Origin of the sequence: Sediminibacterium sp. TEGAF015 (genome assembly GCF_025997995.1) — a bacterium.
Lineage (GTDB): Bacteria > Bacteroidota > Bacteroidia > Chitinophagales > Chitinophagaceae > Sediminibacterium.
The window spans coordinates 62,501-87,325 of sequence record NZ_AP026683.1 but is presented as its reverse complement, the minus strand read 5'-3'; the positions used below and the strand labels follow the sequence as shown (position 1 = coordinate 87,325).

Here is a 24,825-nt window from a genome sequence, read left to right as displayed (position 1 = left end):
ATTAGATATTGAATTCCACCAAAAATTTAACCAAAGCTGCAGGAGAGTTCAACTGCAGCTTTTGCATTATATTCTTACGGTGAGTTTCAACAGTATAAATACTTAAATGCAAAGTGTCTGCAATCTGCTGATTGGTATACGTCTGTTTCAGATACAAAAGAATTTCCTTTTCTCTTTTCGTTAAATTGTATTTGCGAAGAAACAAATCCATTTTTTTAAATGCATCCTCCTGATTAGGCTCATTCTGCAAATCAAAATGAGTTTTTCCATTCACCACATCCATAATGGCTTTCATCAATTCGTCCTTACTGCTATTCTTCAGAATATAGCCATCTGCACCTGCCTGTTTAGCCTGAGCCACAACTTTATCTTCACTGTAAGCAGAAAGCATTAATACCTTGGAGGATCCGAATGATTGTTTAATATATTTTATAGTGTCAAGCCCATTTAAGTGGGGCATATTCACATCTAATAAAATCAAATCAATATTAGGTTGCTGCGTCAGCAGATATAAAAGCTGCTTACCATCATTTGCAATACCTGCAATCTGCAAAAGATCATTGCTGTTTAGTATCATCTTTAATCCCTCTACAAATAGGGGATGATCGTCAGCAATCATTATTTGAATCTTTTTTTCCATATTAACTAGCGACAATATAAGTCATTTTTGGGGAACGAACATTGGACCTGCAAAACAAGGGTACGCCTTTATTTTGTATAAACCGTCTTCTAGGTAAGTTTCTGCCCAGCAATATTTTGAACCTGGCCGGTCGTCATTTTTCATTTGAGGTACATACCAAAAAACCAAATCTGTGTTTATTGTAGATTCCGGATTCGCGCCAATAAATTTTTCAGGACCTTGTTGATGATCAGTATTGCAACAGGGACCAATTGTTACTAAATCAGTTATTCCCTCATTCTTGTCTAGATGATTTTTTGTAAGATAAACATATGCATTGTCTCCTCTTCCCCCATCGTTAAACTGTCCATTTCCGGGAGCAATCAGATAACTTAGATTACTATTCGTCTGTAACTTATACTGATAACCATTCTGATCATATTGAGTGGCAGATTGCTGCAATTGCCAGCCTTCTTTATTCCACTGTTTCCAACCAGTGGAAGCATACTCATAAAAGTTTTGCTGATTTCCTGCAAATGCAATTCTGAATACCGGTCTGTAAGTTCCATTGTTGCCACAGCCTCTTCCGATACTAGCGCATGTAATTCTGAATCTACCGTCTTTATAAAAAAAATTTCTTTGCGAATAACTATAGTTACAAGGGCCTGGCCACAATTCTGAAAAAAATTGTTGCTCAATCATAAAACCAACAACAGAGTCTCCTTCCACTATTTCTGCTATTTTGGGGGGATCAGTAGCCACAACAGCAGCCTGACTGTAAATAGGACATCCAACAGCATCACTATAGCCAAACCCATCCGTTCCTGAATAACTAACATGCCAATCAACCAGTTTGGCACTATTAAGCACTTTCTGGTTACCAAATTGAACATTACTGATTTCCAATCCATCAGATGCGGTTAGCAAATAGTCCATTTTCCATCCAAACTTCTCTACTGTATTTACTTTTTCACAATAGCAATCTGCAACTGTTTCATTTTGTAATTTTCTTTCTGTTACAACAGCACCGTCATTACCGGTATTTGTCCATCTCAACCCAACCAGGCGGTTATCAGTTAAATCTACAATTGCCCATAGTGCCCTGTTTCCCTGCACAAAAGTTGGTGCCACACACAGATGCTGGGAACGCTCACATTTGGTTCTGTTCAAAGCAGTTTTAGTACTACTCATCACTGGTTTTTGTTTTGTAGGTTTGTAACCCAGTGCCTTTTCTACTTCTGGCGCATTCATTGCAATTTGTTCTGCCAGACGAATAAGGGACTGAGGAATATCCGGCTGCATATCCGGATAATGGTCTGCACTAACCAGTTTCTGGGTAAATATATCTACAATTCCTATAGTTGTTAAATTATTAGCATAGTTATACATTTCAACCCTCATAAGGGTTCCAGGTAATGCCTTGATGCCTTTTTTTATATCGCCGGGTCTGGCCGGATAAACGCCAAAAATTTCATTCCACAATGGTTTTCCGGTTTTCAGATCATATACATATCTTGTAAAAAAAGGATCTGACAAAGCAATTTTTTGAGCAAGCAGGGCTTGGTCCCCTCCTTTTTCACGATACAGTTTCACGGGAAGTGAATCCTTTAGAATGCTTTCAATTTCTTTCTTTCTTTCAACAATAAAAGGTTGTGTATCCTTGACAGCGGTAGACATTAAACCCTTTCTGTATTCATTTAAATAAACAGAAGACTGGAATTTTTGCTTTTGCTTTTTATTGTTTTTGGTTTGTGCATCAACGGACAGAAAAAAACCAAGCAACGCAGTTAAAATAATCAGGCCAGGCTTTTGCATATCTTCTTAAAATTGAAAAGGATTTAGCAATTCTCTTCTGCTAAGATAACTAGTATCTGTTAATGCCCTCAAAAATGAGAGTAGTTGCCGCTTTTCTGTTTTGTTTAACTGGAAGGAATATTTGGACTCGTAATAACCAATTACATCCTCCAGCTTATCCATTTTACCATCGTGCATATAGGGTCCGGTTAACCATATATTCCGCAATGATGGAATTCGAATTCCATCTATAAATCTGGAAGGATACAACTGAAAAGGTTTTTCCGGCTGATGACATATACTGCATTTTGTTTTGGAAGCATTAAAAAGATTCATGCCTTCTATAGCCTCCTGATTCATTGCGCCTTTTATCCCTTTCAAATACAAATCATAAGCCGACCCATATGCAATCAATTGTTCCTCAAAAGCCACAATAGATGTCTGCACCTGTTCAACAGTAAACCATTTTTTGGCAGTTGGGAATGCTGCTTTAAATAAGACAGTATACTCAGGAACCAAAGCAAGTCTTTGCAAAATTTGATCCTCATTCCTTGTCCAGCCCAACTCAACAGGCTGATCATTAAAAAATGGAAAATGTAGCTGCTCCTTCAAATCGTTAACGGTTGAATCTTTCCAGGTAAGTGTAGACCTGTATGCAGCATTCAATATGGAAGGGGCATTGTGATTTACCGCATAACCATCAGCACCAACAGATTTTCTGTAACCATCAGTAAAAGCCATTTTGGGATCATGACAGGAAACACAGGATTTGGTTTGATTATAGGAAAGCCTGTTGTCATAAAATAGCAGTCGTCCCAGCTTAATTTTTGCCGTTTTATTTGATGATTTACTCTGGACCGGTTCGCGATTTATCAACAGCAACAAAATGCAAAGCATTCCCATCAAACCCAATATGAATAGCCCTTTTTTCACTTTTATTGATACTGATTCAACCCCCACTTCTGTTCCTTTGGCAGCCAGATAAACGTATACACAGTTTCAGGCTTTTCGCTGGAAGCCTGAAGATTATAATTAAAAGCAGTACCACTAACTACCATCTGATTTCCGTTGAATTTAATTTTCCTTGCCTTATCGTCACCACGGGGACCATAGCCTTCTAACGTTAATTCTTTACGCTTCGTCTTTCGGATCCATTTTCCATTGTTTGCTACCTGCACTGAATGTAGTTCGCCAGATCTTGTTTTTCCAAAATACAATCTTTTGTTTCCTTTCTCATCCAATGCAAATGCAAGACCCATGGCATCTATATTACGGATGGTATCGACAATTTTTTTTGACTGCACATCAATCAAATAAATTACCCCCCGCTCATTATACCTGTCCGATCCCGCAACAGAAGCAACAGCCATTGTTTGCTGTAGACAATCATAAGCAATACCCAATAAACCATATGGATTATTTACTCCCGGCCTTCCATAAAACGGCAACGAAATCCATTCGCCCATCTCTCCTGTTTTCGCATCAATTTGATAAACAGTATTTAATTTCTCTGGCTTATTATACAACATAGAAATTAAAGGGGCAGGTATGGCATATACATTTCCTTGCCGGTCAAACGTAATGGTTGATAGATACCCTGCTTCTTTCCAGCTTGGATGCTGATAAACGGATGCTTTTATACTTTGAGGTGATGGGGCAGATTCGCCAGCTTTTTTTTCAAATGCAATCAAACTGATTCCGATTGTCTTTTTTTCAGAAGTACTGAGTCCTGTCCACAGAGGATCAAAACCTAATGTTTTTATAAATCCCGGCTCTTGTTGACAAGGTTTTATCTCATGCTGAGCATACAAACAAACTGACCACAAGTATATACAGCTAAAAATAAAAATGTATCGAATTCTGGTTAGCAATAGAGGATATTTTACATTTTAAATGTACACCCTATATGGATTGCAAAACCCTCTTTTTGCAACAAATGACCATTTTTTTATACTTTTTAACGGCAAATCCCTACAAATCGGTTGGTATATTTTGGTCAAAACCCTTGATTTTAGTGGGTTTTTTGTAAAAAACCCGCTATTGTATCTACCTTTAGTTTAATATCTAATCCGCGAATTAACGTTATTTATAAATATTTGTTTTATGAGTCGTTTTTACACATCTGAACCAACAAAAAAAGCAACGCAACCCAAGACAATTTTGGGAAGTGTAATTACTGCGGTTTTTGCATTGAGTTTATTGCAATCACTGAATGCACAGGTGAGTGGTGTAGTTTACCGTGACTTCAATTCAAACGGTACCAAAAACAACACTGCTTCCTATAATGAACCAGGCGCTGCAGGAATTACTGTAAAAGCCTACGATGAAACTGGTGTATTATTAGGCACTACTTCTTCTGGTGCTAATGGAGCATACAGTTTTTCTGCAGGTACCATTCCGGCTGCCACTAAGGTAAGACTAGAATTCAGTGGATGGAATTCGGCAGATTTTCCGGCTGCATTTGGTTCAAACAATAAAACTTCTGTTCAATTTGTAACAGCACCAGTAACCAATGCAGACTTTGGTATCAACTACCCAGGTGATTATATCGATAATCTTAATGCAAGAATCATATTACCTACGTATGCCAATGGTAACAATCAGTTGAATACCGGAAACTGGTTTGATGCTATGAACGGTGACGCAAGCTTTGCATTCAACTACGACGGTGTTGCTGCAGCAAATGTAATTGCAGATATGGGTCAGATAGGATCTGTATGGGCTACTACTTATAGCAGACAGGCCAATAAATTATTTTATGCAGCTTTTGTAAAGCGCCATGTTTCTATGGGGCCTCTTGGAATGAATGGTATCTACGTTACCAATAATGCCAAATCAACTAGCAACAAATCGAACACAACTTCCTTTGTTGACCTGAAAGCCGTGAATCCTGCTTTTGATGCTGGTACAATTCCAGGAAGAAATTTCAACCCAGGTGACAATGATAAAAGGCAAGCCAACTATGATGCACTTGCTTTTACAGAAGTAGGCAAAAAAGGTATTGGTGGCATGACCATTTCTGACGATGGTCGTTATCTATATCTTATCAACTTGAATGATCGCAAATTATGGAGAGTTGAAATTGGCGTAAACGGAACAGCTCCAACCTTAGCCTCTCAAATTGTTGCTTACAACGCATTTCCTGTTACTGAGGGCAATAGCAGTTTCAGACCCTTTGCAGTTAAATATTACAGAGGCGCCATTTATGTTGGGGGGGTATTAGATGGTGTAAAACCTGACAATTCTTCCGTTAATAGAAATGAATTAAAAATGGTTGTTTTGAAAGTAGATGCATCAGCTACGCCTGGCGCTGAAACTTTTACAACTGTTTTGGATGCTCCATTAACCTACAATAGAAGAGCCAATATAAACACTGGATTTAATATTTATCACAATACGGATTATGTTGACCCTAACGGAACTATTCCATTCGCAACAACCAGTCATGGTTCATGGCATCCATGGGCAAGAAACTTTGCTGAATTAACTGTAAAAGGTAATGCAGGCACAGCCATTTACCCGCAACCCATGCTAACTAGTATTGAATTTAATCCTGCTGATGGCTCAATGATGCTGGGGTTAATGGACCGTACAGGCCATCAAACAGGCAATCAAAATTTTGCAACCAGTGGCACTACACTGTATACAGGAAATGCAGCTGGTGATATTTTAAAAGCCAGCAACAACGGAACATACACAAATTTTACTTTAGAAAACAATGGATCTGATGGATCGCTAACTTCGGCTGGTGCAGGAAATGGCGAAGGTCCAGGAGGTGGCGAATTTTATTTTACAGATCGATTCAGACAAGGAGAAGGCGGATCTTTGGGTATAGGAAATTCCTCCACAGGAAAATTGTATTTAGATCACGAGGAAACCAGTACGGGTTCCATTCTCAACTTCCCGGGTAAAGAGTTAATTTCTACAGCATTCGACCCAATCACCAATTGGTACACAGGCGGTGTTAGATATTACAACAATAGCAACGGTGTTGCCACTAATGGTAAGGTTTTGTACACAGGTAACGATGTAAGTGTCTTTGGTAAAGCCAATGGCTTAGGCGACCTGGAGTTGATTACTGCTCCCGCTCCTATTGAAGTTGGTAACCGCGTATGGTTTGATCTAGACGGAGATGGCGTACAAGATGCAAACGAGAGTGGTATTTCTGGGGTTACTGTTACACTTGTACAAGGGTCAACAGTAATTGCCACAGCTACAACTGACGCTGATGGAAATTACATCTTCTCTTCTGACCCAAATGGGGTTAATACTGCTTCAGCTATTTATAATATTAGCCAGCTTCAACCCGGCGGATCTTATATCATTCGTATACCAAACGCAACAGGTGGTAGTGTTCAGTCTCCGCTTAGTACTTACGAATTAACCATTATCAACAATGGTGGATTAGATACAGATGCTGATCTTAGAGATAGTGATGCTGCTTTAAATAGCAATGACGCTGATATTAGCATAACTACAGGAATCAGTGGTGAAAACAACCACACTTATGATTTTGGCTTTGTTACCATAGGAGGCGTTGGTGGTGGTGGAAGCGGCGGAGTTGAAAGCAAAAGTTTAGGTGATGCAATTGCATACCGCGTTTACAACAGAGCAGTGAAAAGTGAGCAGGGACCTGTAGATTATTCCAAATTACCACAGCCTGATCAGTACAACCGTTATGCAGGAGCTTCAGTAGGAACTACCCTGAAACTACAAGACATTCTGCCAACTAAATTATCAAACGGATACAAGCCTTTTATTTCTACACCTACAGATATTATTTCCATTACCAATGCAAAAGAAATCATGTCGATTGATTTTGTGAGTAACAATATTTCTAAAGCAGTTGCATTTGGAACAAGAACAGTTGGACAGGTTTACGATCATACCAAAGCAATTTGCGATCGTTTAAAAGGATATGAACTTATCTCTTTAAGTACAATTAAAGTAAAAGGCCACGACTTAGTACAATACAACCTCAGAAATAACAAGGGAGAAATTGAGTACGCAACCAGTTTTGTAATAGGTGCAGAAAGCGGAAGAAACAACTACACGCTACAATCTAACTGGCTGAACAAAGATTACTCACTTGAAGAAATGATGTACAATATTCAGCTTTGGGGTGGATCGCCAAGTTTGGTTATTGAAATGGCTAATGATATTATTACCAGACTCAACAACAGTTTACCAGTTGTTGCAGTACCTAATACTGCAGGCCTGCCCAATGTATACTTTACCGCTGGTAACCGTTTAGACGAAACCGTTACTTTAACTGTAAAGAACAATACAGGTGCTACAAGCGGTTATCTGGAAATTACAGACAGAGCAAATGAACAAACGACTACCCAGGTTAAACGTACTATACCATTCACAGCTAATGCAAACGGCTTAAGCACAGTAACTATTCCTACCAATGATTTATTTGAATCTTCCATTCACTTATACATGAATGGAAAATTAGAAGATCAGGTATTCATGGCAGATGGCGCATGGGGTTTAGACTACAATAATAACACTACCAGTGTTAAGAAATTTGCAGTAACCAATAGCAATGCACCTAGAAACAAAGAAGATTTCAACGTATTTAGAAATGTAGAAGTATCCGGTACTACTCCAGACTATATAACCGTATACAAATTACTAAGAGCCGGCGGAGTACCTCAGGATCTAAGTGCATTCAAATCTTTAAAATTCTCTGCAGCTGGTAATGCTCCTGTTATCATTACATTGGTGAAACAATCAATTGCAAAATGGGAAGATCAATACAATCTTACTTTACCAATCAGTTCAGAAACAAAAGAGTACGCTATTGGTATAGAAGATTTCAAATCAAGTGCCTCTAACAAAACAATTGATTTAAAAGATGTAAACTCAATTGTCATAACAATCGTTCCAACAACAAAAGGCAAGTCATCCGATTTACAATTGGCGCTGAGCAGTGTTTCATTCAGCAAAGAAGATATGAATTACCTGAACAGTCTGAAAGAAATGAGCATGAGCGCATTCCCTAACCCAGTTACTGGCAATAAATTCAATGTTCGCTTCAGAAGCGAAAACACCAAAACACTTCAGCTGAAATTAACAGATGCAGTTACCGGTAAGATAATATTGACAAAACAAGTGAATGCTTCCAGAGGTGAGAATATCGTACCTGTTGAAATGAACAGCAACGAAGTTCACAAAATCATGATAGTTAACTTAGATGGAACAGGTGTGGACAATTCAAAATACAAGCCAATCAAAATCATGGCAGGAAAATATTAGAAATAATTATATGTAAAGTTTTTTGATTATTTTATTAACATTTTAAGCCTATTCGCCTGATATTTTAAAATATCTACGGCAAATAGGCTTATTTTTGTTCAAAATAAACCAAAAAATATGTCTTTACGATTCAAAGCAATCAATAGTATTGCCAATGATGCGGAAACATCAATCCCTCAATTCAGCACTAAAATCACCGGTATTTTCGGAGAAAATGTTTTTACGCTAAAAACAGCCCGTGAATTTTTAAGCGACGAAGCATATAAGAGTTTAGTAACAAGTATCAGAGGCGGTAAAAAAATTGACCGCAGTGTTGCCAGCCAAATCGCCAATGGCATCAGAGCCTGGGCAGAAAGCAAAGGTGTTACCCACTTCACGCACTGGTTTCAACCATTAACCGGTACAACTGCCGAGAAACACGATTCCTTTTTTACATTAAAAAGCGACGGCACAGCCATTGAAGAATTTGATGGTGCTGCTTTAATACAACAAGAACCTGATGCCTCTTCTTTCCCTAGCGGAGGATTAAGAGCTACTTTTGAAGCAAGAGGTTACACCGCCTGGGACCCGTCTTCTCCTGCATTCATTATGGAAATTGGAAAAGGAAAGACGCTATGTATTCCAACCATATTTGTATCCTATACCGGAGAATCTTTAGATTATAAAGCACCCCTGTTAAAAGCAACAGAAGCACTAAACAAAGCAGCTGTTGAAGTGTGCAATTATTTTGATAAAAATGTAACCAAAGTAACCCCAACCCTTGGATGGGAGCAGGAATACTTTGTAATTGATGCCGGCCTTGCTACTGCAAGACCTGACTTGGTTCAGTGCGGAAGAACAGTGTTTGGCGCTTCTCCTGCCAAAGGCCAGCAAATGGAAGATCATTATTTTGGTTCCATTCCAGAGAGAGTCTATGCTTTCATGAGAGATTTTGAGCAGGAGTCTTATAAACTGGGTATTCCTTTAAGAACCAGACACAATGAGGTTGCGCCTGCTCAATTTGAGTGTGCACCAATTTTTGAAGAAGTAAATATTGCCGTAGACCACAATATTTTGTTAATGGATGTTATGGCACGTGTTGCAAAACGCCATAACCTTGCCGTACTTCAACACGAAAAGCCGTTCGCCGGAATCAACGGAAGCGGGAAGCACAATAACTGGAGTCTGGCAACAGATACAGGAGTAAACTTATTGGCACCAGGTAAAACACCAAAGACTAACCTGATGTTCCTTACCTTTTTCGTGAATACGATTAAAGCTGTTCATGATAATGCAGAAATCATGAGAGCTGCCATTGCATCTGCTTCAAACGACTACAGATTAGGCGCTAACGAAGCTCCTCCCGCAATTATTTCCGTATTTGTAGGACAATATCTTTCTAAAGTACTGGCAGATGTTGAATCAAGAGTTGGGAATAAATTTGATGAGCAGGATGAAGCTATATTAAAGCTTGATTTACATAGAAGCATTCCAGAATTGATGCTGGACAATACAGACAGAAACAGAACCTCTCCTTTTGCTTTTACTGGAAATAAATTTGAATTCCGTGCGGTAGGATCTTCTGCAAACTGCGCTAATCCAATGACTGTATTAAATACCATCATGGCCGATACACTTAAGAAGTTTAAAAATGAAGTGGATGGTTTAATTGAGAAGGGAGACAAGAAAGAAATTGCTATTATGCATGTAATTCAAAAGTATATTGTTGCCAGTAAGAATGTATTGTTCGAAGGTGACGGATACAGCGAAGAATGGCATAAAGAAGCAGAAAGACGTGGCTTACCAAATTTAAAAACCACACCAATTGCATTGGATGCCATGGTTACAGAGAAAGCCATGAAATTGTATCAGGAAAATGGCATTTATTCTCATTCAGAGCTAGAAGCCAGATATGAAATTGAGCTGGAAAAATATATCAAAACCGTGCAGATTGAAGCGCGTGTAATGGGTGATTTGGCCATTAATCATATTTTACCTGCAGCCATTAAATACCAAAATGATTTATTGAATAATATCAATGGTCTTAAAAATGTTGGCTTAGATGAATCAGCTTACAGCAGTCAGCTAACCATCCTGAAATACATTAGCAAACATATTTCAGTAGTACACACCAAAGTGTATGAAATGGTGGAAGCCAGAAAAGTTGCTAATAATATTGGTCATAGCCGCGAAAAGGCAATTGCCTATGAAAATATTAAAAGCACTTATTTTGATGAAATCAGATACCACGTTGACAAACTGGAACACCTGGTAGACGACGAATACTGGACTTTACCCAAGTATCGCGAGCTTTTATTCATCAGATAATTTGAGCCGATCAAAAATAGAATGCCGACTTCAGTCTGTATTTGACCGATAAACAAATAGTGGATCCAAAAAATCCACTATTTTGTTATATAAACAATCAAAAATGAAAAAGATAATTTCCTTAGCAGTATTTGCCTTAGCCCTTTCAGTTGGAAGTGTACAGGCACAAGGTATGGGCCAAATGGACCCAGCACAGATGCTTGAAATGATGAAGCAGCGTGTAAAACCCTCATTAATAGAAAAAACAAAATTAACAGATGCCCAGGCAGACAAAGTATTGGAAATCCAACTATGGAGTCAGGGAGAAATGCGTGGAATGCGCGACATGAGCGAGGAAGAAAGAGCCACCAAAATGAAAACGGTGAATGATGAAAAGACTAAAAAATTCAAAGCCATCCCTTTAACTGATGATCAGATTAAAGCTGTGAATGATTTCTATGAAGAAATGAGAAAAAATCGTCCACAGAGAGGCGGCGGTGGTTCAAAGTAATTCTTACAATGAATTGAATCGCATAAAAAAGCCCCCGGATTTATTTTCGGGGGCTTTTTGTTATTTCATTGTGAAAGACTCCAGGAACTTTGTAGTGAAATTTCCCTTTCTGAAATCTTCGTTCTGCATCAGCTGTAAGTGGAATGGAATGGTTGTTTTTACACCTTCAATTACATACTCACTTAATGCTCTATACATGGTATCAATTGCTTCTTCACGTGTTTGTGCTACAGTAATTAATTTACCAATCATAGAATCATAATAAGGAGGAATAACATACCCAGCATATACATGACTATCCACTCTTACGCCATGACCTCCAGGAGTGAAAAGATTGGTAATCTTTCCTGGTGAAGGTCTGAAATCATTGTAAGGATCTTCTGCGTTGATTCTGCACTCAATTGCATGTAGCTGAGGTTCATAGTTTCTGCCAGAGATTTTTTCACCCATGGCAATCTTAATCTGTTCTTTAATTAAATCGTAACTAACTACTTCCTCGGTTACACAATGCTCTACCTGAATACGGGTATTCATTTCCATAAAGTAGAAATTGCGGTGCTTATCTACCAGGAATTCGATAGTTCCCACACTTTCGTAATTAATGGCAGCAGCAGCTTTTATAGCGGCTTCACCCATACGGGCACGTAAATCAGCAGTCATGAAAGGTGAAGGGGATTCCTCTACCAATTTCTGGTGACGACGCTGAATAGAGCAGTCTCTTTCGCTTAAATGGCAAACATTTCCGTACTGATCTCCTGCCACCTGAATTTCAATGTGACGAGGCTCTTCTACGAATTTTTCCATGTAAATACCGTCGTTCTTAAAGGAAGCAGCGGCTTCCATTTTAGCGGTTGTGTATGCTTTTTCTATTTCTTCTTCGTTCCAAACCACGCGCATTCCCTTACCTCCCCCTCCGGCAGTTGCTTTCAGGATAACAGGGTAGCCCACTTCTTTGGCAAGGGCTTTGGTTTGCTCAACGCTTTCCAATAATCCTTCCCCACCAGGAACAACAGGAACACCAGCTTTAATCATGGTTTCTTTAGCGGTAATTTTATCTCCCATTTTGCTGATCATATCAGGCGTTGGGCCAATAAACTTGATACCATGATCTGCACAAATTTGTGAGAATCTTGCATTCTCAGCAAGGAATCCGTATCCCGGGTGAATGGCATCTGCATTGGTAATTTCAGCAGCCGCCATAATATGTGCAATATTCAAATAGGAATCACTGCTTTGCGGCTTACCAATACAAACCGCTTCATCTGCAAACTTAACGTGTAGGCTATCTCTGTCAGCAGTTGAATATACCGCTACAGTTTTTATGCCCATCTCTCTACAGGTTCTGATTACACGCAAAGCAATCTCACCTCTGTTGGCAATTAGTATTTTTTTAAACATGTAATTTTTTTTAGGTAAAGAATCGATTAAGCCGGTTCAACTAGGAACAATGGCTGATCATACTCTACTGGACTTGCATCATCCACCAGTACTTTCACGATGGTTCCCTTCACTTCACTTTCAATTTCATTGAATAGTTTCATCGCTTCAATAATACAAACGACTTTACCTGGAGCAATTTCTGAACCCACTTCAGCAAGGATTGGTTTATCCGGTGCTGGTCTACGGTAGAAAGTGCCAATCATAGGGCTCTTAATGGTAATCAAGTTATCTGCCTTAGGAGCAGCAGGAGCTGCGGCTGGTGCAGCAGGTGCGGCAGTTTGAGCAGGAGCCGGTGCTGGAGCAGCAGTGGTGTAGACTTGATGACTTGGAGCAGCAGCCACGGTAACAGTAGGTTCTTCCTTCTGCTTGATGGTTACTTTACCATCCTTGTCCTCGATGCTGATTTCTCCGATATTACTTTTGTTAATGATTTTGATTAATTCGTGGATTTGCTTTAAGTCCATAAATGGCAATTTTAGGGGTAAAAACAGTTATTTTTTACTGAAATCGGGGGCAAAATAGCCTTTTTTTAATAAAAACGGTGGAATTTCTGTTTGTAAACAAAATGACCTGAATCAAAGTGTTCAGGTCATTTTTATCCGGTAAGCCGGTAAATTATTCTTTCACGCGCTCCACATAATCTCCAGATTTAGTGTTGATGCGGATTAATTCATCCTGATCAACAAACAAAGGCACCATAACGGTGGCTCCGGTTTCAATGGTTGCAGCTTTTAGCGCTCTGGTAGCAGTATCGCCTTTTAAACCTGGTTCGCAGTAAGTAATTCTTACAACGATTTTTTCCGGTAATTCAGCACCAATTGGTTGTTCAGTTTCTGTATTTATGAAAACGAAAACTTCTGATCCATCCATTAAAAACTGGGGAGCATCAATCATTTCTTCTGACAATGCAATTTGCTCAAAAGTTTCATTGTTCATTAGATTATAGCCAGTTTCATCTTTGTAAAGAAACTGAAAAGCCTTCTTTTCTACTCTTACAGGAAAAATGGTTTCACCACTGTTCCAGGTTTTTTCAATAGAACGCTTATTGTCTACTCCTTTCAACTTAGCCCAAACCTTGGCTGCTGCTCTGGCAGTCTTGTTTTCGCCAAATTCTACAACAGAGTATAGGTTACCATCCAATTTTAAAATCATGCCACGACTGATGTCGGAAGTTGTTGCCATAAAAAAATTTTTAATATAGTGTCTGAATAAGACGGGTGCAAAAGTAGGAAATACGATGGAAACAACAAATAAGCTTGCCTTTTAGCCACTTATTGTCCAAATAAATAAGCGTATTTGCGCAAAAGTCTGAAACTGATTTGAACATGAACAATGGCTGTAATACTCACAATAAACATGACAATAGCCACTGTCTTGAACATGCTAACCATGGTTTCCATAGAAATCTGCCCCGACAATTCGGTTTGTTGCTCCATTACATCTGTTAGCATTTGCTGCAACTGCAAGTCACCCAGAAAAAACACTCCTGTAGAATTTAAAAAAAACATACCAGCAATAAACAAAGTTCCATAAGCATTTACCTTAATCCAGTCTTTAAGCGAAGTACTGCATGGACGCTGATTTCCAATTCCATTAAGTAAAAAGCGAAGAGAGGCAAATACATAAATTACTAGACAAGCCATTACAAAAGCAATAAACAACATAGCAGGATTACCGGAGAGTCCCATTAGCAGGACAAATAGGTCTATCAGCGCAATAAAAAATGCAACCGGAACCAATATAAAAGTGAGAATTCGATAAATCGTCAATTGTTTCATACATGCAAAAAATAAGTGCGATACGTAATTAAGTGCAAAAGATAATTCATTACACACAATCTATATGTACAAAGGTAAAGAATTATCCTTGGGAGATTTCCAATAAGAAAGAGGGAGCTATATGCAAAACTTGTTGTGCTGAACATATATGCACAAAAAAATTATGCATAATTTTCTTATGTATAATGAAATTATGTATAATTGCATTTTGAAAGAATTGACTCATAAAAGGATTGAGAAATGAAAAAATCATCGCTATACAAAGGTTGCTTAGAACCTATTTTATTGCGCTTATTAAAAGACAATGGCAGAATGTATGGATACCAGATGACACAATTGGTAAAAGAAATTACCAAAGGCGAATTAACGATAACGGAGGGCGCACTATATCCCTTGCTGCACAAAATGGAAGAACAGGGAATTGTGGAAACTGAAACGGAGATGAACGGCAACCGAATGCGCAAATACTACAGCTTAACCAAAGCCGGTAAAAAGCAAACCGCCGTTGCGATGGACGAAATGAAAGCATTTATGCAGAGTTTGGAATTCATTGTTAATCCTAAAACAGCCATAGGATGATTACAGATGCTCAATACGAGAGTCTCTTTGCTTTTTGCAAAAAGCACTATGTTCACTACTATGATGTGCAAGTTGAACTCGTTGATCATTTATCAGAAGCCATTGAAGAAAAAATGAAAGAGAATCCAAAACTTTCGTTTGAAGAGGCACTTGACAATGTGTATGCAGGGTTTGGTGTAAAGGGATTTGCTGACATTGTAGCCACAAGAATGGAAATGGTAAGTAAGAAAGGCAGGCAAGAAAAATGGAAACTTTTCTTCTCCTACTTTACACTTCCCAAAATTGCGATGACAGTATGCTTATATGCTGCTTTACTTCTAATGGGTCAATGGCTTACACAAGACTATCAAAGTGGTATCTTTCTCTCTGTCTTAGGGCTTGCAGTATTTGTATTTGAAGTCTTGTACATGATAAAATTGAACCGATTATTCAAAAGCCAAAGAAAACCGATGATTTATACCAGTGAACGGTTTTCGGGAGTTATTCATTCCGGCTTCTTTATACAAATTTTCTTTAGCAGCAGTATTTTTGACTATGCGGAAGTAAAACAAATGTCTTTTGTTGCTTACGCACTGATATCCTTATTCATACTCATGATTTTTATTTCAATTCTCGCACATCGAGACTTTGCAAAGGAATTACATCGAAAGGCTATTAATCAATATCCTAAAGCATTTGCCTCTTAAAATTAAAAAGCATTATCAAATAAAAAAACATCATTACATAAATACAAAAGCCGCCTCAAAAGGCGGCTTTTCATTTGAAAATATTCGTTGGTTAAAAATCAGCTTATTTCAAATTCAATTTTATCTGTAATTCATCAAATTGCTTGTCATCAATGCTACTAGGCGCATCCAGCATCACATCTCTTCCGCTATTGTTCTTAGGGAAGGCAATAAAATCACGAATGCTTTCACTACCGCCTAATATAGAACACAAACGATCGAATCCGAATGCAATACCACCGTGTGGAGGCGCGCCATATTCAAATGCACCCAATAAGAATCCAAACTTATGTTGTGCTTCTTCTTCGGTCATACCCAATGCAGCAAACATTTTCTCCTGCAATGGACGCTGATAAATACGGATAGATCCACCGCCTATTTCATTTCCGTTTAACACCATATCATAAGCATTGGCTTTGATATTGGAATACGGGTGCTCCAGGTATTTGTCTGCATTCTCAATCACCGGATTGTTATTGATCATGATATCAATTTGATCTGGTTTAGGAGAAGTGAAAGGATGGTGTCTGGCTACCCAGCGGTTCTCCTCTTCTGCATATTCAAATAATGGAAAGTCCATCACCCAGAGTAACTTGAATTCATTGTCTTTTCGCAAGCCCAATTTTTTGCCCATCTCCAAACGCAGTTCGCTAATGGCTTTTCGGGTTCTTTCTTCACGACCAGCCAAAATCAACACTAAATCTCCAGCTTGGGCTCCAGCAGAATCAGCTATTGCTTTTAACTTATCTTCTGAATAAAATTTATCTACGCTGCTCTTGTAAGTACCGTCTGCATTGCATTTGATAAATACCATGCCTTGCATACCAATCTGTGGTCTTTTCACCCACTCTGTCAATTCATCCGTTTGTTTACGGGTATATTCAGCACAACCCGGAACAGCAATTGCCAGAACAGTTTCAGCATTATCAAACACACCAAAACCTGCTCCATTAATGAGCTCCCCTGTTGCAGCAATTTTACCTGCTTTCAAAAATGCGCTCTTCAGATTGGAGAGTTTCATTCCAAAACGAATATCCGGTTTGTCATTTCCGTAATTCCACATGGCATCTTCCCACGACATGCGTTCTACGTTTTCTGTATAGTCTATATTCTTAACATCCTTGAATATTCGCTTCACCATACCCTCAAACATTTGCAGAATATCTTCCTGTTCTACAAATGCCATTTCACAGTCAATCTGTGTAAACTCAGGCTGACGATCTGCACGCAAATCTTCATCTCTGAAACATTTTACAATCTGATAATAACGATCATAACCGCTCACCATCAACAATTGCTTGAAAGTTTGCGGACTTTGTGGCAATGCATAAAACTGACCTGGATTCATTCTGGATGGAACTACAAAGTCTCTGGCCCCTTCAGGTGTAGATTTAATTAAGAAAGGGGTTTCAATATCCATGAAATGATTCTCATGCAGATAATTTCTGGCAGAACGGTTCACTGCATAACGCAATTCCAGATTTCGTTTTACCACATTTCTTCTTAAATCCAAAAAGCGATACTTCATTCTTAAATCATCCCCCCCATCCGTATCATCTTGAATGGTGAAAGGAGGCACCGCCGACTTATTCAATATGGTAAACTCATTTACCACTATTTCAATATCTCCAGTCGGTAAATTGGGATTTTTATTACTTCTCTCCTGCACCATTCCCTTGGCCTGCAAAACAAACTCGCGGCCTAACGGCTGTTCCTCCAGTTGTTTTGCCAGGTTTTCACCAAATAACAACTGTGTAATTCCGTAGCGATCTCTCAAATCCACGAAAGTAATGGCACCAAATTTTCTAACAGTCTGAACCCAACCCGCTAAAACGGTTTCCGAGCCAACATTGGAGATTCTCAATTCTCCGCAAGTATTTGAACGATACATAATCTAACTGAAATTTATTCAGGCCAAGCCTGTTTGTGAGCGCAAATATAACCTAAATGGGTCAAGTAGCAGGATTGAGGTATTTTTGCATTCTGAATCAAGTATATGGGTCATAAAACACTGTCGAAGCAAACAAATCGACTGGCAATCGGAACATATTTTTTTATCGCTGGAATTACATTTGCCAGCTGGGCCAGCAGAATCCCCGACATCAAACAAAAACTGGAACTCAATGATGCCGAACTGGGTGGTATTCTATTTGCGTTACCAACCGGATCAATGGTCAGTTTACCCATTTCAGGATGGCTGGTAGCAAAATTGGGAAGCAGAACCGTAATGCTCCTGGCGGCTCTTTGCTATCCATTGGTATTGAGTTTACTGGGAACGGCCGATTCTGTTGTAATACTAACTAGCTTATTATTTTTATTTGGGTTATTAGGGAATATGATGAATATATCCGTAAACACACAGGCTGTAGCTGTGGAAGAACTGTATGGTAAATCTATTATGGCTTCTTTTCACGGTATCTGGAGTTTGGCAGGATTCACCGGTGCGGCAGTGGGTACTTTAATGATTTCACTGGGATTCATCCCGCTGCAACATTTTTTAATAGTTGCCCTTATTATGATGGCCATGGCGCTGATTATGAAGTTTGGCAGAATGCCCAAAGATGCAGTAACTGGTAATCAACCCATTTTTGTAAAACCAGATGCTTCCCTTTTAAAATTGGGATTAATCTCTTTCTGTTGCATGGCAGCAGAAGGTACCATGTTCGACTGGAGCGGCATTTACTTCCAAAAAGTGGTACAAGCACCTCCATCTCTGGTAACATTAGGCTACTCAGCTTTTATGGGAACGATGGCATTGGGAAGATTTTTAGGAGACGGACTGGTATTACGATTTGGCAGAAAAGAAATATTACAGGCAAGCGGGGGGATTATAGCTGCCGGATTGTTGCTGGCGGTTTTCTTTCCATCCATCGTTACTGCAACAATTGGTTTTTTAATGGTTGGTTTCGGAGTTTCTTCTGTAGTACCAATCGTTTATAGTCAGGCAGGTAAATCAGAAAAAATGAGTCCGGGTATGGCATTGGCTGCTGTATCCAGTATCGGGTTCTTCGGATTTTTTATAGGTCCTCCTTTAATAGGATTCATAGCAGAGGCTTTTGGATTACAATGGTCATTTGGCATCATTGCTATACTGGGATTTGGAACTACCGTTCTTGCAAGATTCACTAAATTTAAATCGTAAACACCTACCGCATGTTTCTCGAATCTCAAATACCACTTGCAGAAAGAATGCGTCCCAATTCCATTGATGATATTGTTGGACAGGAACATATTACGGGCAAGGGTAGCATGCTAAGAACCGCATTGGAAAATGGAACTATTCCTTCCATGATTCTCTGGGGTCCTCCCGGTGTGGGTAAAACAACCCTTGCGAATATAATTACGCAAACATTGAAAGTCCCTTATTTTCAATTGTCTGCCATCAGTAGTGGAGTAAAAGAGGTAAGAGAAGTTATTGAACAGGCTAAAGAATTAAAAAGTGCTGTTTTATTTATTGATGAAATACACCGTTTCAATAAAAGTCAGCAGGATGCCCTATTGGGTGCAGTAGAAAAAGGAACCATTCGTTTAATAGGTGCTACAACGGAAAATCCTTCTTTCGAAGTCAACGCCGCATTATTAAGCAGGTGTCAGGTTTATGTACTCAAAGCACTGGACAAAGAGAAACTGGTGCAACTAATACAAGAAGCCATTCAGAAAGATGAAATACTGAAAACAAAAAATATTCAGTTACAAGAAACGGAGGCTTTAATCAACCTGAGTGGTGGAGATGGCAGAAAATTATTAAACCTGCTTGAAATTGTAATTCAGTCAGGCGTAACCAATATTACGGATGAAGCCGTTCAAAAAGTAGCACAACAAAAAATTGCCTTATACGATAAAAGCGGTGAACAGCATTATGATATCGTTTCTGCATTTATCAAAAGCATGCGGGGCTCAGATCCTAACGGGGCTGTGTACTGGTTAGCAAGAATGATTGAAGGCGGTGAAGATGTAAAATTTATTGCCAGAAGGATGCTCATATTTGCGAGTGAAGATATTGGGAATGCCAATCCCAATGCACTTCTGCTAGCCAATGCAACATTTGATGCTGTTGCTAAAATAGGCTATCCTGAAAGCAGAATTATCTTATCTCAATGTGCTACTTATTTAGCCAGCTCTCCAAAAAGTAATGCTGCATATGAGGCTATAGCAAAAGCGCAGAAAGCGGTTGCCCAGCACGGAGACCTCTCTGTTCCGCTGCATTTAAGAAATGCCCCGACCAAGATGATGAAGCAAATGGATTATGGTAAAGATTACCAATACTCGCACTTGGGCGAAAATAATTTTATAGAGCAGGAATATTTGCCAACGCCATTAGTAAATTCTCCATTCTATGTCCCTGGGAACAATGCAAGGGAGAAGGAAATCAGGAAATTTCTGAATGAAAGATGGAAGGGAAAATATGGTTATTAATAGATTAATCTTTTACTCTAGTTGGAACTAACCGTCCTACTGGTTTTGCAAGGTCTTCTGCTCCTCTATTTCCACCCTCGTGGTACTCTGCATCTTCATTAACTTCCCATAAGTCGTATACTTCTTTTCCAGCTACAATATTTTTAGCCGCCAGCATAGCTGTCATCATGCTATGGTCCTGATTATTGTATTTGTGCATACCATTTCTTCCAACCAAGTATAAGCCCGGATATTCCTTAATGGCTTCCCGAATAGCGTTTACTCTTTCTTTGTAGTCCTGGTCATATACTGGATAAGCCTTTGGTTGTCTTACCACATATCCATCTACAACAGCACCAGGGTTGGTCAGTCCAATCTGAGCAATTTCGCTGGTTGCCAATGCTATCAAATCTGCGTCACTACTGGTCCATAATCCATCCCCTTCAAAACAGAAATACTCCAATCCATAGCAGGCCATTTCAGGATCTGGCACCATATAAGGACTCCAGGATTTAAAGTTTTGTATTCTACCCACTTTTACACTTGGATCATGAATATAAATCCAGTTGTCACTGAAAGCATCTTCATCTTTACAAATTAAAACAACTGTAAGAAAGTCTCTATAACCAAGCTGTGAGGCATTATTGAGCACTTCATTATTGAAACAAGGCTTAACAGATTGAATCAGTTCACGCATAGGTGCAGAAGAAAGGACATAATCAAAATCTGAATACATATTCCCATCTTCTGTCTGCACAGTCCACTTGTGGTTGTTCAATGAAATGTCTTTAACCCCACTATTCATTTTTACCTGCACTCCCATAGCAATACATTTCTCTGTGCAACGCTCCCACATTAATCCAGGTCCTTGTTTGGGATATCGGAAAGAATCTATCAATGTTTTAATAACAGCTCCTTTATGGGAGGGTCTGGGCTTGAATAAAGCATTCCAGATTGCACTGCTTAAAGAAAGTCCTTTAATACGTTGCGCAGCCCAGTCAGCAGAAATTTCCTTACAGGGTATGCCCCAAACTTTTTCCGTATAGGTTTTGAAGAATATGTTGAAGAGTCTTTGCCCGAACTGGTTAACAACCCAGTCTTCAAAATTCTGAGGATTTTTCTTTGGAAAAATTTTTGCCTTGATATAACTTAATACACAAAGGGCACTTTCTATAATACCCAATTTTTTTAAAGCTTCAAAAGCAACTAAGGGATAGGAAAAGAATTTTTTATTGTAATAGATCCTTGAACTGCGAGGTCTTTCCAACATTTCATCTCCCAGTATTTCTGTCCAGAAATCTTCTACTTCCTTTGACTTGGAAAAAAAACGATGTCCTCCAATATCAAAATGATACCCTTTATAACTTTCCGTACGGGAAATACCTCCAACATAAACCGGGTCTTTTTCAAAAACTATGACCTCCTGATTTTCTTTACCCAATAAGTAGGCAGCGGTTAAACCAGCTGGTCCGGCACCAATAATTGCAACTCTTTTAGACATGATTTACTTTGGTATGCTTAGTTTATGCTGCAATGCTTATTTTAGTTCAGCTATGCTTAATTTTACAGCATAGCAACAATGCAGCATTGCAAAGATGCAGCATTATTTGCAAACACAGAATTGATACAGTCACATAGCCTGAATTATATGAACACAACTACTGCATTTTTTTCATTGAAATCCTTTTCCTCACTGGCTCCTGATGAGTTATATGCCATCATCCGATTACGGAATGAAGTATTTGTTGTGGAACAAAACTGTGTATTTCAGGATGCAGATAACAAAGACCAGCAGAGCTTGCATTTAATGTACTGGAATGGTGAAGAACTCATGGCTTATTGCAGGTTATTACCTGCAGGCCTTGCATATGAAGAAATGAGTATTGGCAGGGTAGTTAGTTCACCCGCATTCAGAAAAACAGGGGCAGGTCGTCAGCTGATTAAAGAAGCAATTGAGAGAATTTATGAAGCTTATGGCAGAGGGCCTATCCGAATTGGAGCTCAATGTTATTTAATTCAGTTTTATGCTTCCTTTGGTTTTGAGTCGGAAGGAGATGTATATCTGGAAGATGGTATTGAACATATTGAAATGGTTAAGCCACTAATGGTAGCTCCACAATAAAGCAGGTTCCCTTATTTTCTTCTGTTTCAAAATAAATTTTGCCCTGATGCAACTCTACAATTTTTTTAGAGATAGCCAGACCAATACCAAAACTCTTCTCCCCATTGGTGCCCTTTCGCTTAGCAATAGTAAATAAATCAAATACTTTTTCCTGTACCTGTTTCGGAATACCAATACCGTTATCCCGTACAGAAAAAACAGCCTTTTGATTTTTTTTCTCCAGACTTACTATAACAGAAGCACCCTGACGACTGAATTTGATAGCATTCGTAACCAGGTTAGTAATTACACGTTCAAATTTATCCTGATCGGCATTGATCATTAATTTTTCATCAGTCAACTGCATATTTATTTCAATACCCTTTTCTTTAGCAGTGTAAAAAAGAATCTGCAAACTTTGACGAATCAATTTATTAAGTTCAATATGTTTAAGCTGATAATATTCATCAACACTCATATTGGTTTGCATCAAATCCCCAATCAAGCGTAAACTGGATGAGGCACTCTGCTCAATCAACTGAAACATTTCTTTTGAATTATCATCCAGATTTTCATCCGTCAGCATCATCCTACTGATACCAGAGATTCCACTCAATGGACTCCTTAAATCATGTGCAACTGCATTTAATATTCTATCTTTTTCAGCCCTATTTTCATTTAAATCCTCATAAGCTTTTTCTAACCTGTACTGATTTTGAAAATAAATAGATTTAAAATAATAAAGGCAAATAGAAAAGAAACCCAAAGGAAAAGCAAGTTTTACGGTTTTCTCTATTATTTGCAAGGCACCCATTGAACTGATGGGCAATTCATCTAATCTGATGACTACAAAAGTAGTAGATACAAAAACAACAAAAATGATATACTGCCAGTTCTTTTCACACAATACCACGGCCGCAACAATCATAATCAGAAAACGGTACTCATTGCCATTCTTAAAAAAATAAGCAGTATAAGCAGCAATGGCAGCTCCTAAAAAAAGCAATAGAGGACGAAGATTTACATAACGTTGTGAATACGAAATATAAAAACCAAAGATGAAAATTAAGAGATGAAGAATATTAAATGAAGCCAATACATATTCACCCAGATACAAATTAATGATCATGACCAGCAATGCAAAAGGTGCTGCCATCATCAGGAAAAGATTAAACATATAATTCTTATATGCTTCCCTGAAGGGGGTTGATTCACTGTTACCAAGTGAAAGTAGGCGATAAAATATATTGGATTGAGACTTACGCATATAATGCTATCACAATTTATACTATTTAATACATTAAAATTTCAGAGCAAATTAAATCTGATAATTTACGACAAGAAAATGTATGATAATACTACATTTCCGTTAACATGATTTCCCTAAGAATATATATGATTGAGTAAGGGTTAAAAGTCAATGCTATAGGGGCAAAAAAAAACCTCAATCTTTCGATTGAGGTTCAATAAATATGGCAGCTACCTACTCTCCCAGCTAGATGCGAGTACCATCGGCCATGGGGGACTTAACTTCTCTGTTCGGAATGGGAAGAGGTGAACACCCCCGGCAAAACCACCATAAAATCTTGGGTCATACGACCTTAATATTTTACATATTGGAAAGGAAAAAAACAAAACATAAAAAAATAAAGCTTACGGGCAATTAGTACTACTTGGCTTTGTTGTTACCAACTTTACACCTATAGCCTATCAACGTCGTAGTCTTCGACGACCCTTAAAAGTAAACTCATCTTGTGGAAGGTTTCACGCTTAGATGCTTTCAGCGTTTATCCTTGCCGTACATAGCTACTCTGCATTACACCTGGCGGCATAACAGATACACCAGCGGTACGTACAACCCGGTCCTCTCGTACTAAGGTCATGTCCACTCAATTTACTAGCGCCCACCACAGATAGGGACCGAACTGTCTTGCGACGTTCTGAACCCAGTTCACGTGCCACTTTAATCGGCGAACAGCCGAACCCTTGGGACCTTCTCCAGCCCCAGGATGTGACGAACCGACATCGAGGTGCCAAACCTTACCGTCGATATGAGCTCTTGGGTAAGATCAGCCTGTTATCCCCGGAGTACCTTTTATCCTTTGAGCGATGGCCCTTCCATACAGAACCACCGGATCACTTTAGCCAGCTTTCGCTCCTGCTCGACGTGTTTGTCTCACAGTCAAGCACCCTTTTACTAATGCGCTCTGCGTACGATTACCAACCGTACTGAGGGTACCTTTGCGAGCCTCCGTTACTTTTTAGGAGGCGACCACCCCAGTCAAACTACCCACCATGCAATGTCCCCTTGTTCAGGGTTAGGTTCTAAGCAA

General features: G+C 38.9%; 19 protein-coding genes and 2 rRNA genes (1 of these 21 running past the window's edge). 8 read left to right on the top strand and 13 right to left on the bottom strand.

The features are described 5' to 3' along the window. Position 1: 1 nt before the first annotated feature. Genes TEGAF0_RS00335 through TEGAF0_RS00320 form a run of 4 tightly spaced genes read right to left on the bottom strand, consistent with a single transcriptional unit; the run spans position 2 to position 4,284 of the window. Positions 2-640: a response regulator transcription factor gene (locus TEGAF0_RS00335; protein ID WP_264899128.1), complete on the bottom strand. Its 639-nt coding sequence runs from the start codon at positions 638-640 to the stop codon at positions 2-4. Positions 641-661: 21 nt separating this feature from the next. Beyond that, positions 662-2,434 carry a hypothetical protein gene (locus TEGAF0_RS00330; protein WP_264899127.1) on the bottom strand — a complete coding sequence of 591 codons (1,773 nt, stop codon included), beginning with the start codon at positions 2,432-2,434 and terminating at the stop codon, positions 662-664. A 6-nt stretch (positions 2,435-2,440) separates the two neighbouring features. Continuing rightward, positions 2,441-3,310, bottom strand: coding sequence for a cytochrome c peroxidase (locus tag TEGAF0_RS00325; protein ID WP_264901220.1), 870 nt, complete (start codon positions 3,308-3,310; stop codon positions 2,441-2,443). 38 nt (positions 3,311-3,348) lie between these two features. Next, a complete protein-coding gene (locus tag TEGAF0_RS00320; protein ID WP_264899125.1) occupies positions 3,349-4,284 on the bottom strand; it encodes an SMP-30/gluconolactonase/LRE family protein in 936 nt (311 codons plus the stop codon). Positions 4,285-4,516: 232 nt separating this feature from the next. Between TEGAF0_RS00320 and TEGAF0_RS00315 the strand changes: the two genes are divergently transcribed. The 3 genes from TEGAF0_RS00315 (at position 4,517) to TEGAF0_RS00305 (ending at position 11,474) form a co-directional block, all read left to right on the top strand. Further along, positions 4,517-8,677, top strand: coding sequence for an SdrD B-like domain-containing protein (locus tag TEGAF0_RS00315; protein WP_264899123.1), 4,161 nt, complete (start codon positions 4,517-4,519; stop codon positions 8,675-8,677). Positions 8,678-8,794: 117 nt separating this feature from the next. After that, positions 8,795-10,984 (top strand): glutamine synthetase III family protein, encoded by a 2,190-nt coding sequence (locus TEGAF0_RS00310; RefSeq protein WP_264899122.1) that lies wholly within the window; start codon positions 8,795-8,797, stop codon positions 10,982-10,984. Positions 10,985-11,087: 103 nt separating this feature from the next. Beyond that, a complete protein-coding gene (locus tag TEGAF0_RS00305) occupies positions 11,088-11,474 on the top strand; it encodes a hypothetical protein (protein ID WP_264899121.1) in 387 nt (128 codons plus the stop codon). A 60-nt stretch (positions 11,475-11,534) separates the two neighbouring features. On the opposite strand, the gene accC is transcribed toward TEGAF0_RS00305, so the two are convergent. The 4 genes from accC to TEGAF0_RS00285 all read right to left on the bottom strand — a co-directional run bounded on the left by accC (position 11,535) and on the right by TEGAF0_RS00285 (position 14,692). Continuing rightward, positions 11,535-12,872, bottom strand: a complete 1,338-nt coding sequence (accC, locus tag TEGAF0_RS00300; protein WP_264899118.1) for an acetyl-CoA carboxylase biotin carboxylase subunit — start codon at positions 12,870-12,872, stop codon at positions 11,535-11,537. 26 nt (positions 12,873-12,898) lie between these two features. Next, on the bottom strand, positions 12,899-13,378 hold the full coding sequence (gene accB, locus TEGAF0_RS00295; protein ID WP_264899116.1) for an acetyl-CoA carboxylase biotin carboxyl carrier protein: 480 nt from the start codon (positions 13,376-13,378) through the stop codon (positions 12,899-12,901). 151 nt (positions 13,379-13,529) lie between these two features. After that, positions 13,530-14,096: an elongation factor P gene (gene efp / locus TEGAF0_RS00290; protein WP_264899114.1), complete on the bottom strand. Its 567-nt coding sequence runs from the start codon at positions 14,094-14,096 to the stop codon at positions 13,530-13,532. An 89-nt stretch (positions 14,097-14,185) separates the two neighbouring features. After that, on the bottom strand, positions 14,186-14,692 hold the full coding sequence (locus TEGAF0_RS00285) for a hypothetical protein (protein ID WP_264899112.1): 507 nt from the start codon (positions 14,690-14,692) through the stop codon (positions 14,186-14,188). A gap of 240 nt (positions 14,693-14,932) precedes the next feature. On the opposite strand from TEGAF0_RS00285, the gene TEGAF0_RS00280 reads away from it, so the two are divergent. Further along, a complete protein-coding gene (locus TEGAF0_RS00280) occupies positions 14,933-15,271 on the top strand; it encodes a PadR family transcriptional regulator (protein WP_264899111.1) in 339 nt (112 codons plus the stop codon). Beyond that, positions 15,268-15,957 carry a hypothetical protein gene (locus tag TEGAF0_RS00275; protein WP_264899109.1) on the top strand — a complete coding sequence of 230 codons (690 nt, stop codon included), beginning with the start codon at positions 15,268-15,270 and terminating at the stop codon, positions 15,955-15,957. Before TEGAF0_RS00280 ends, TEGAF0_RS00275 begins: the two co-directional genes overlap by 4 nt. Before the next feature lie 103 nt (positions 15,958-16,060). Here the strand turns inward: TEGAF0_RS00275 and aspS are convergent, their stop codons facing one another. Continuing rightward, positions 16,061-17,887 carry an aspartate--tRNA ligase gene (aspS, locus tag TEGAF0_RS00270; protein WP_264899108.1) on the bottom strand — a complete coding sequence of 609 codons (1,827 nt, stop codon included), beginning with the start codon at positions 17,885-17,887 and terminating at the stop codon, positions 16,061-16,063. 105 nt (positions 17,888-17,992) lie between these two features. On the opposite strand from aspS, the gene TEGAF0_RS00265 reads away from it, so the two are divergent. Together TEGAF0_RS00265 and TEGAF0_RS00260 are read left to right on the top strand one after the other, a co-directional pair. Further along, the gene (locus TEGAF0_RS00265; RefSeq protein ID WP_264899106.1) at positions 17,993-19,138 is read left to right on the top strand and encodes an MFS transporter; all 1,146 of its coding nucleotides are present in this window, start codon (positions 17,993-17,995) and stop codon (positions 19,136-19,138) included. Positions 19,139-19,149: 11 nt separating this feature from the next. After that, on the top strand, positions 19,150-20,412 hold the full coding sequence (locus tag TEGAF0_RS00260; RefSeq protein ID WP_264899103.1) for a replication-associated recombination protein A: 1,263 nt from the start codon (positions 19,150-19,152) through the stop codon (positions 20,410-20,412). Between the two features lie 4 nt (positions 20,413-20,416). On the opposite strand, the gene TEGAF0_RS00255 is transcribed toward TEGAF0_RS00260, so the two are convergent. Continuing rightward, positions 20,417-21,892 carry an NAD(P)/FAD-dependent oxidoreductase gene (locus TEGAF0_RS00255; protein ID WP_264899101.1) on the bottom strand — a complete coding sequence of 492 codons (1,476 nt, stop codon included), beginning with the start codon at positions 21,890-21,892 and terminating at the stop codon, positions 20,417-20,419. Between the two features lie 78 nt (positions 21,893-21,970). Here TEGAF0_RS00255 and TEGAF0_RS00250 point away from each other — a divergent pair, with 78 nt between their 5' ends. Beyond that, the gene (locus tag TEGAF0_RS00250) at positions 21,971-22,513 is read left to right on the top strand and encodes a GNAT family N-acetyltransferase (RefSeq protein ID WP_264899099.1); all 543 of its coding nucleotides are present in this window, start codon (positions 21,971-21,973) and stop codon (positions 22,511-22,513) included. Here the strand turns inward: TEGAF0_RS00250 and TEGAF0_RS00245 are convergent. The 3 genes from TEGAF0_RS00245 to TEGAF0_RS00235 all read right to left on the bottom strand — a co-directional run. Continuing rightward, on the bottom strand, positions 22,485-23,759 hold the full coding sequence (locus tag TEGAF0_RS00245; protein ID WP_264899097.1) for a sensor histidine kinase: 1,275 nt from the start codon (positions 23,757-23,759) through the stop codon (positions 22,485-22,487). The genes TEGAF0_RS00250 and TEGAF0_RS00245 overlap by 29 nt on opposite strands. A gap of 203 nt (positions 23,760-23,962) precedes the next feature. Continuing rightward, positions 23,963-24,073, bottom strand: a 5S ribosomal RNA gene (rrf, locus tag TEGAF0_RS00240). A 62-nt stretch (positions 24,074-24,135) separates the two neighbouring features. Then, positions 24,136-24,825: ribosomal RNA gene (locus TEGAF0_RS00235) — 23S ribosomal RNA — on the bottom strand (it continues 2,110 nt past the right edge of the window).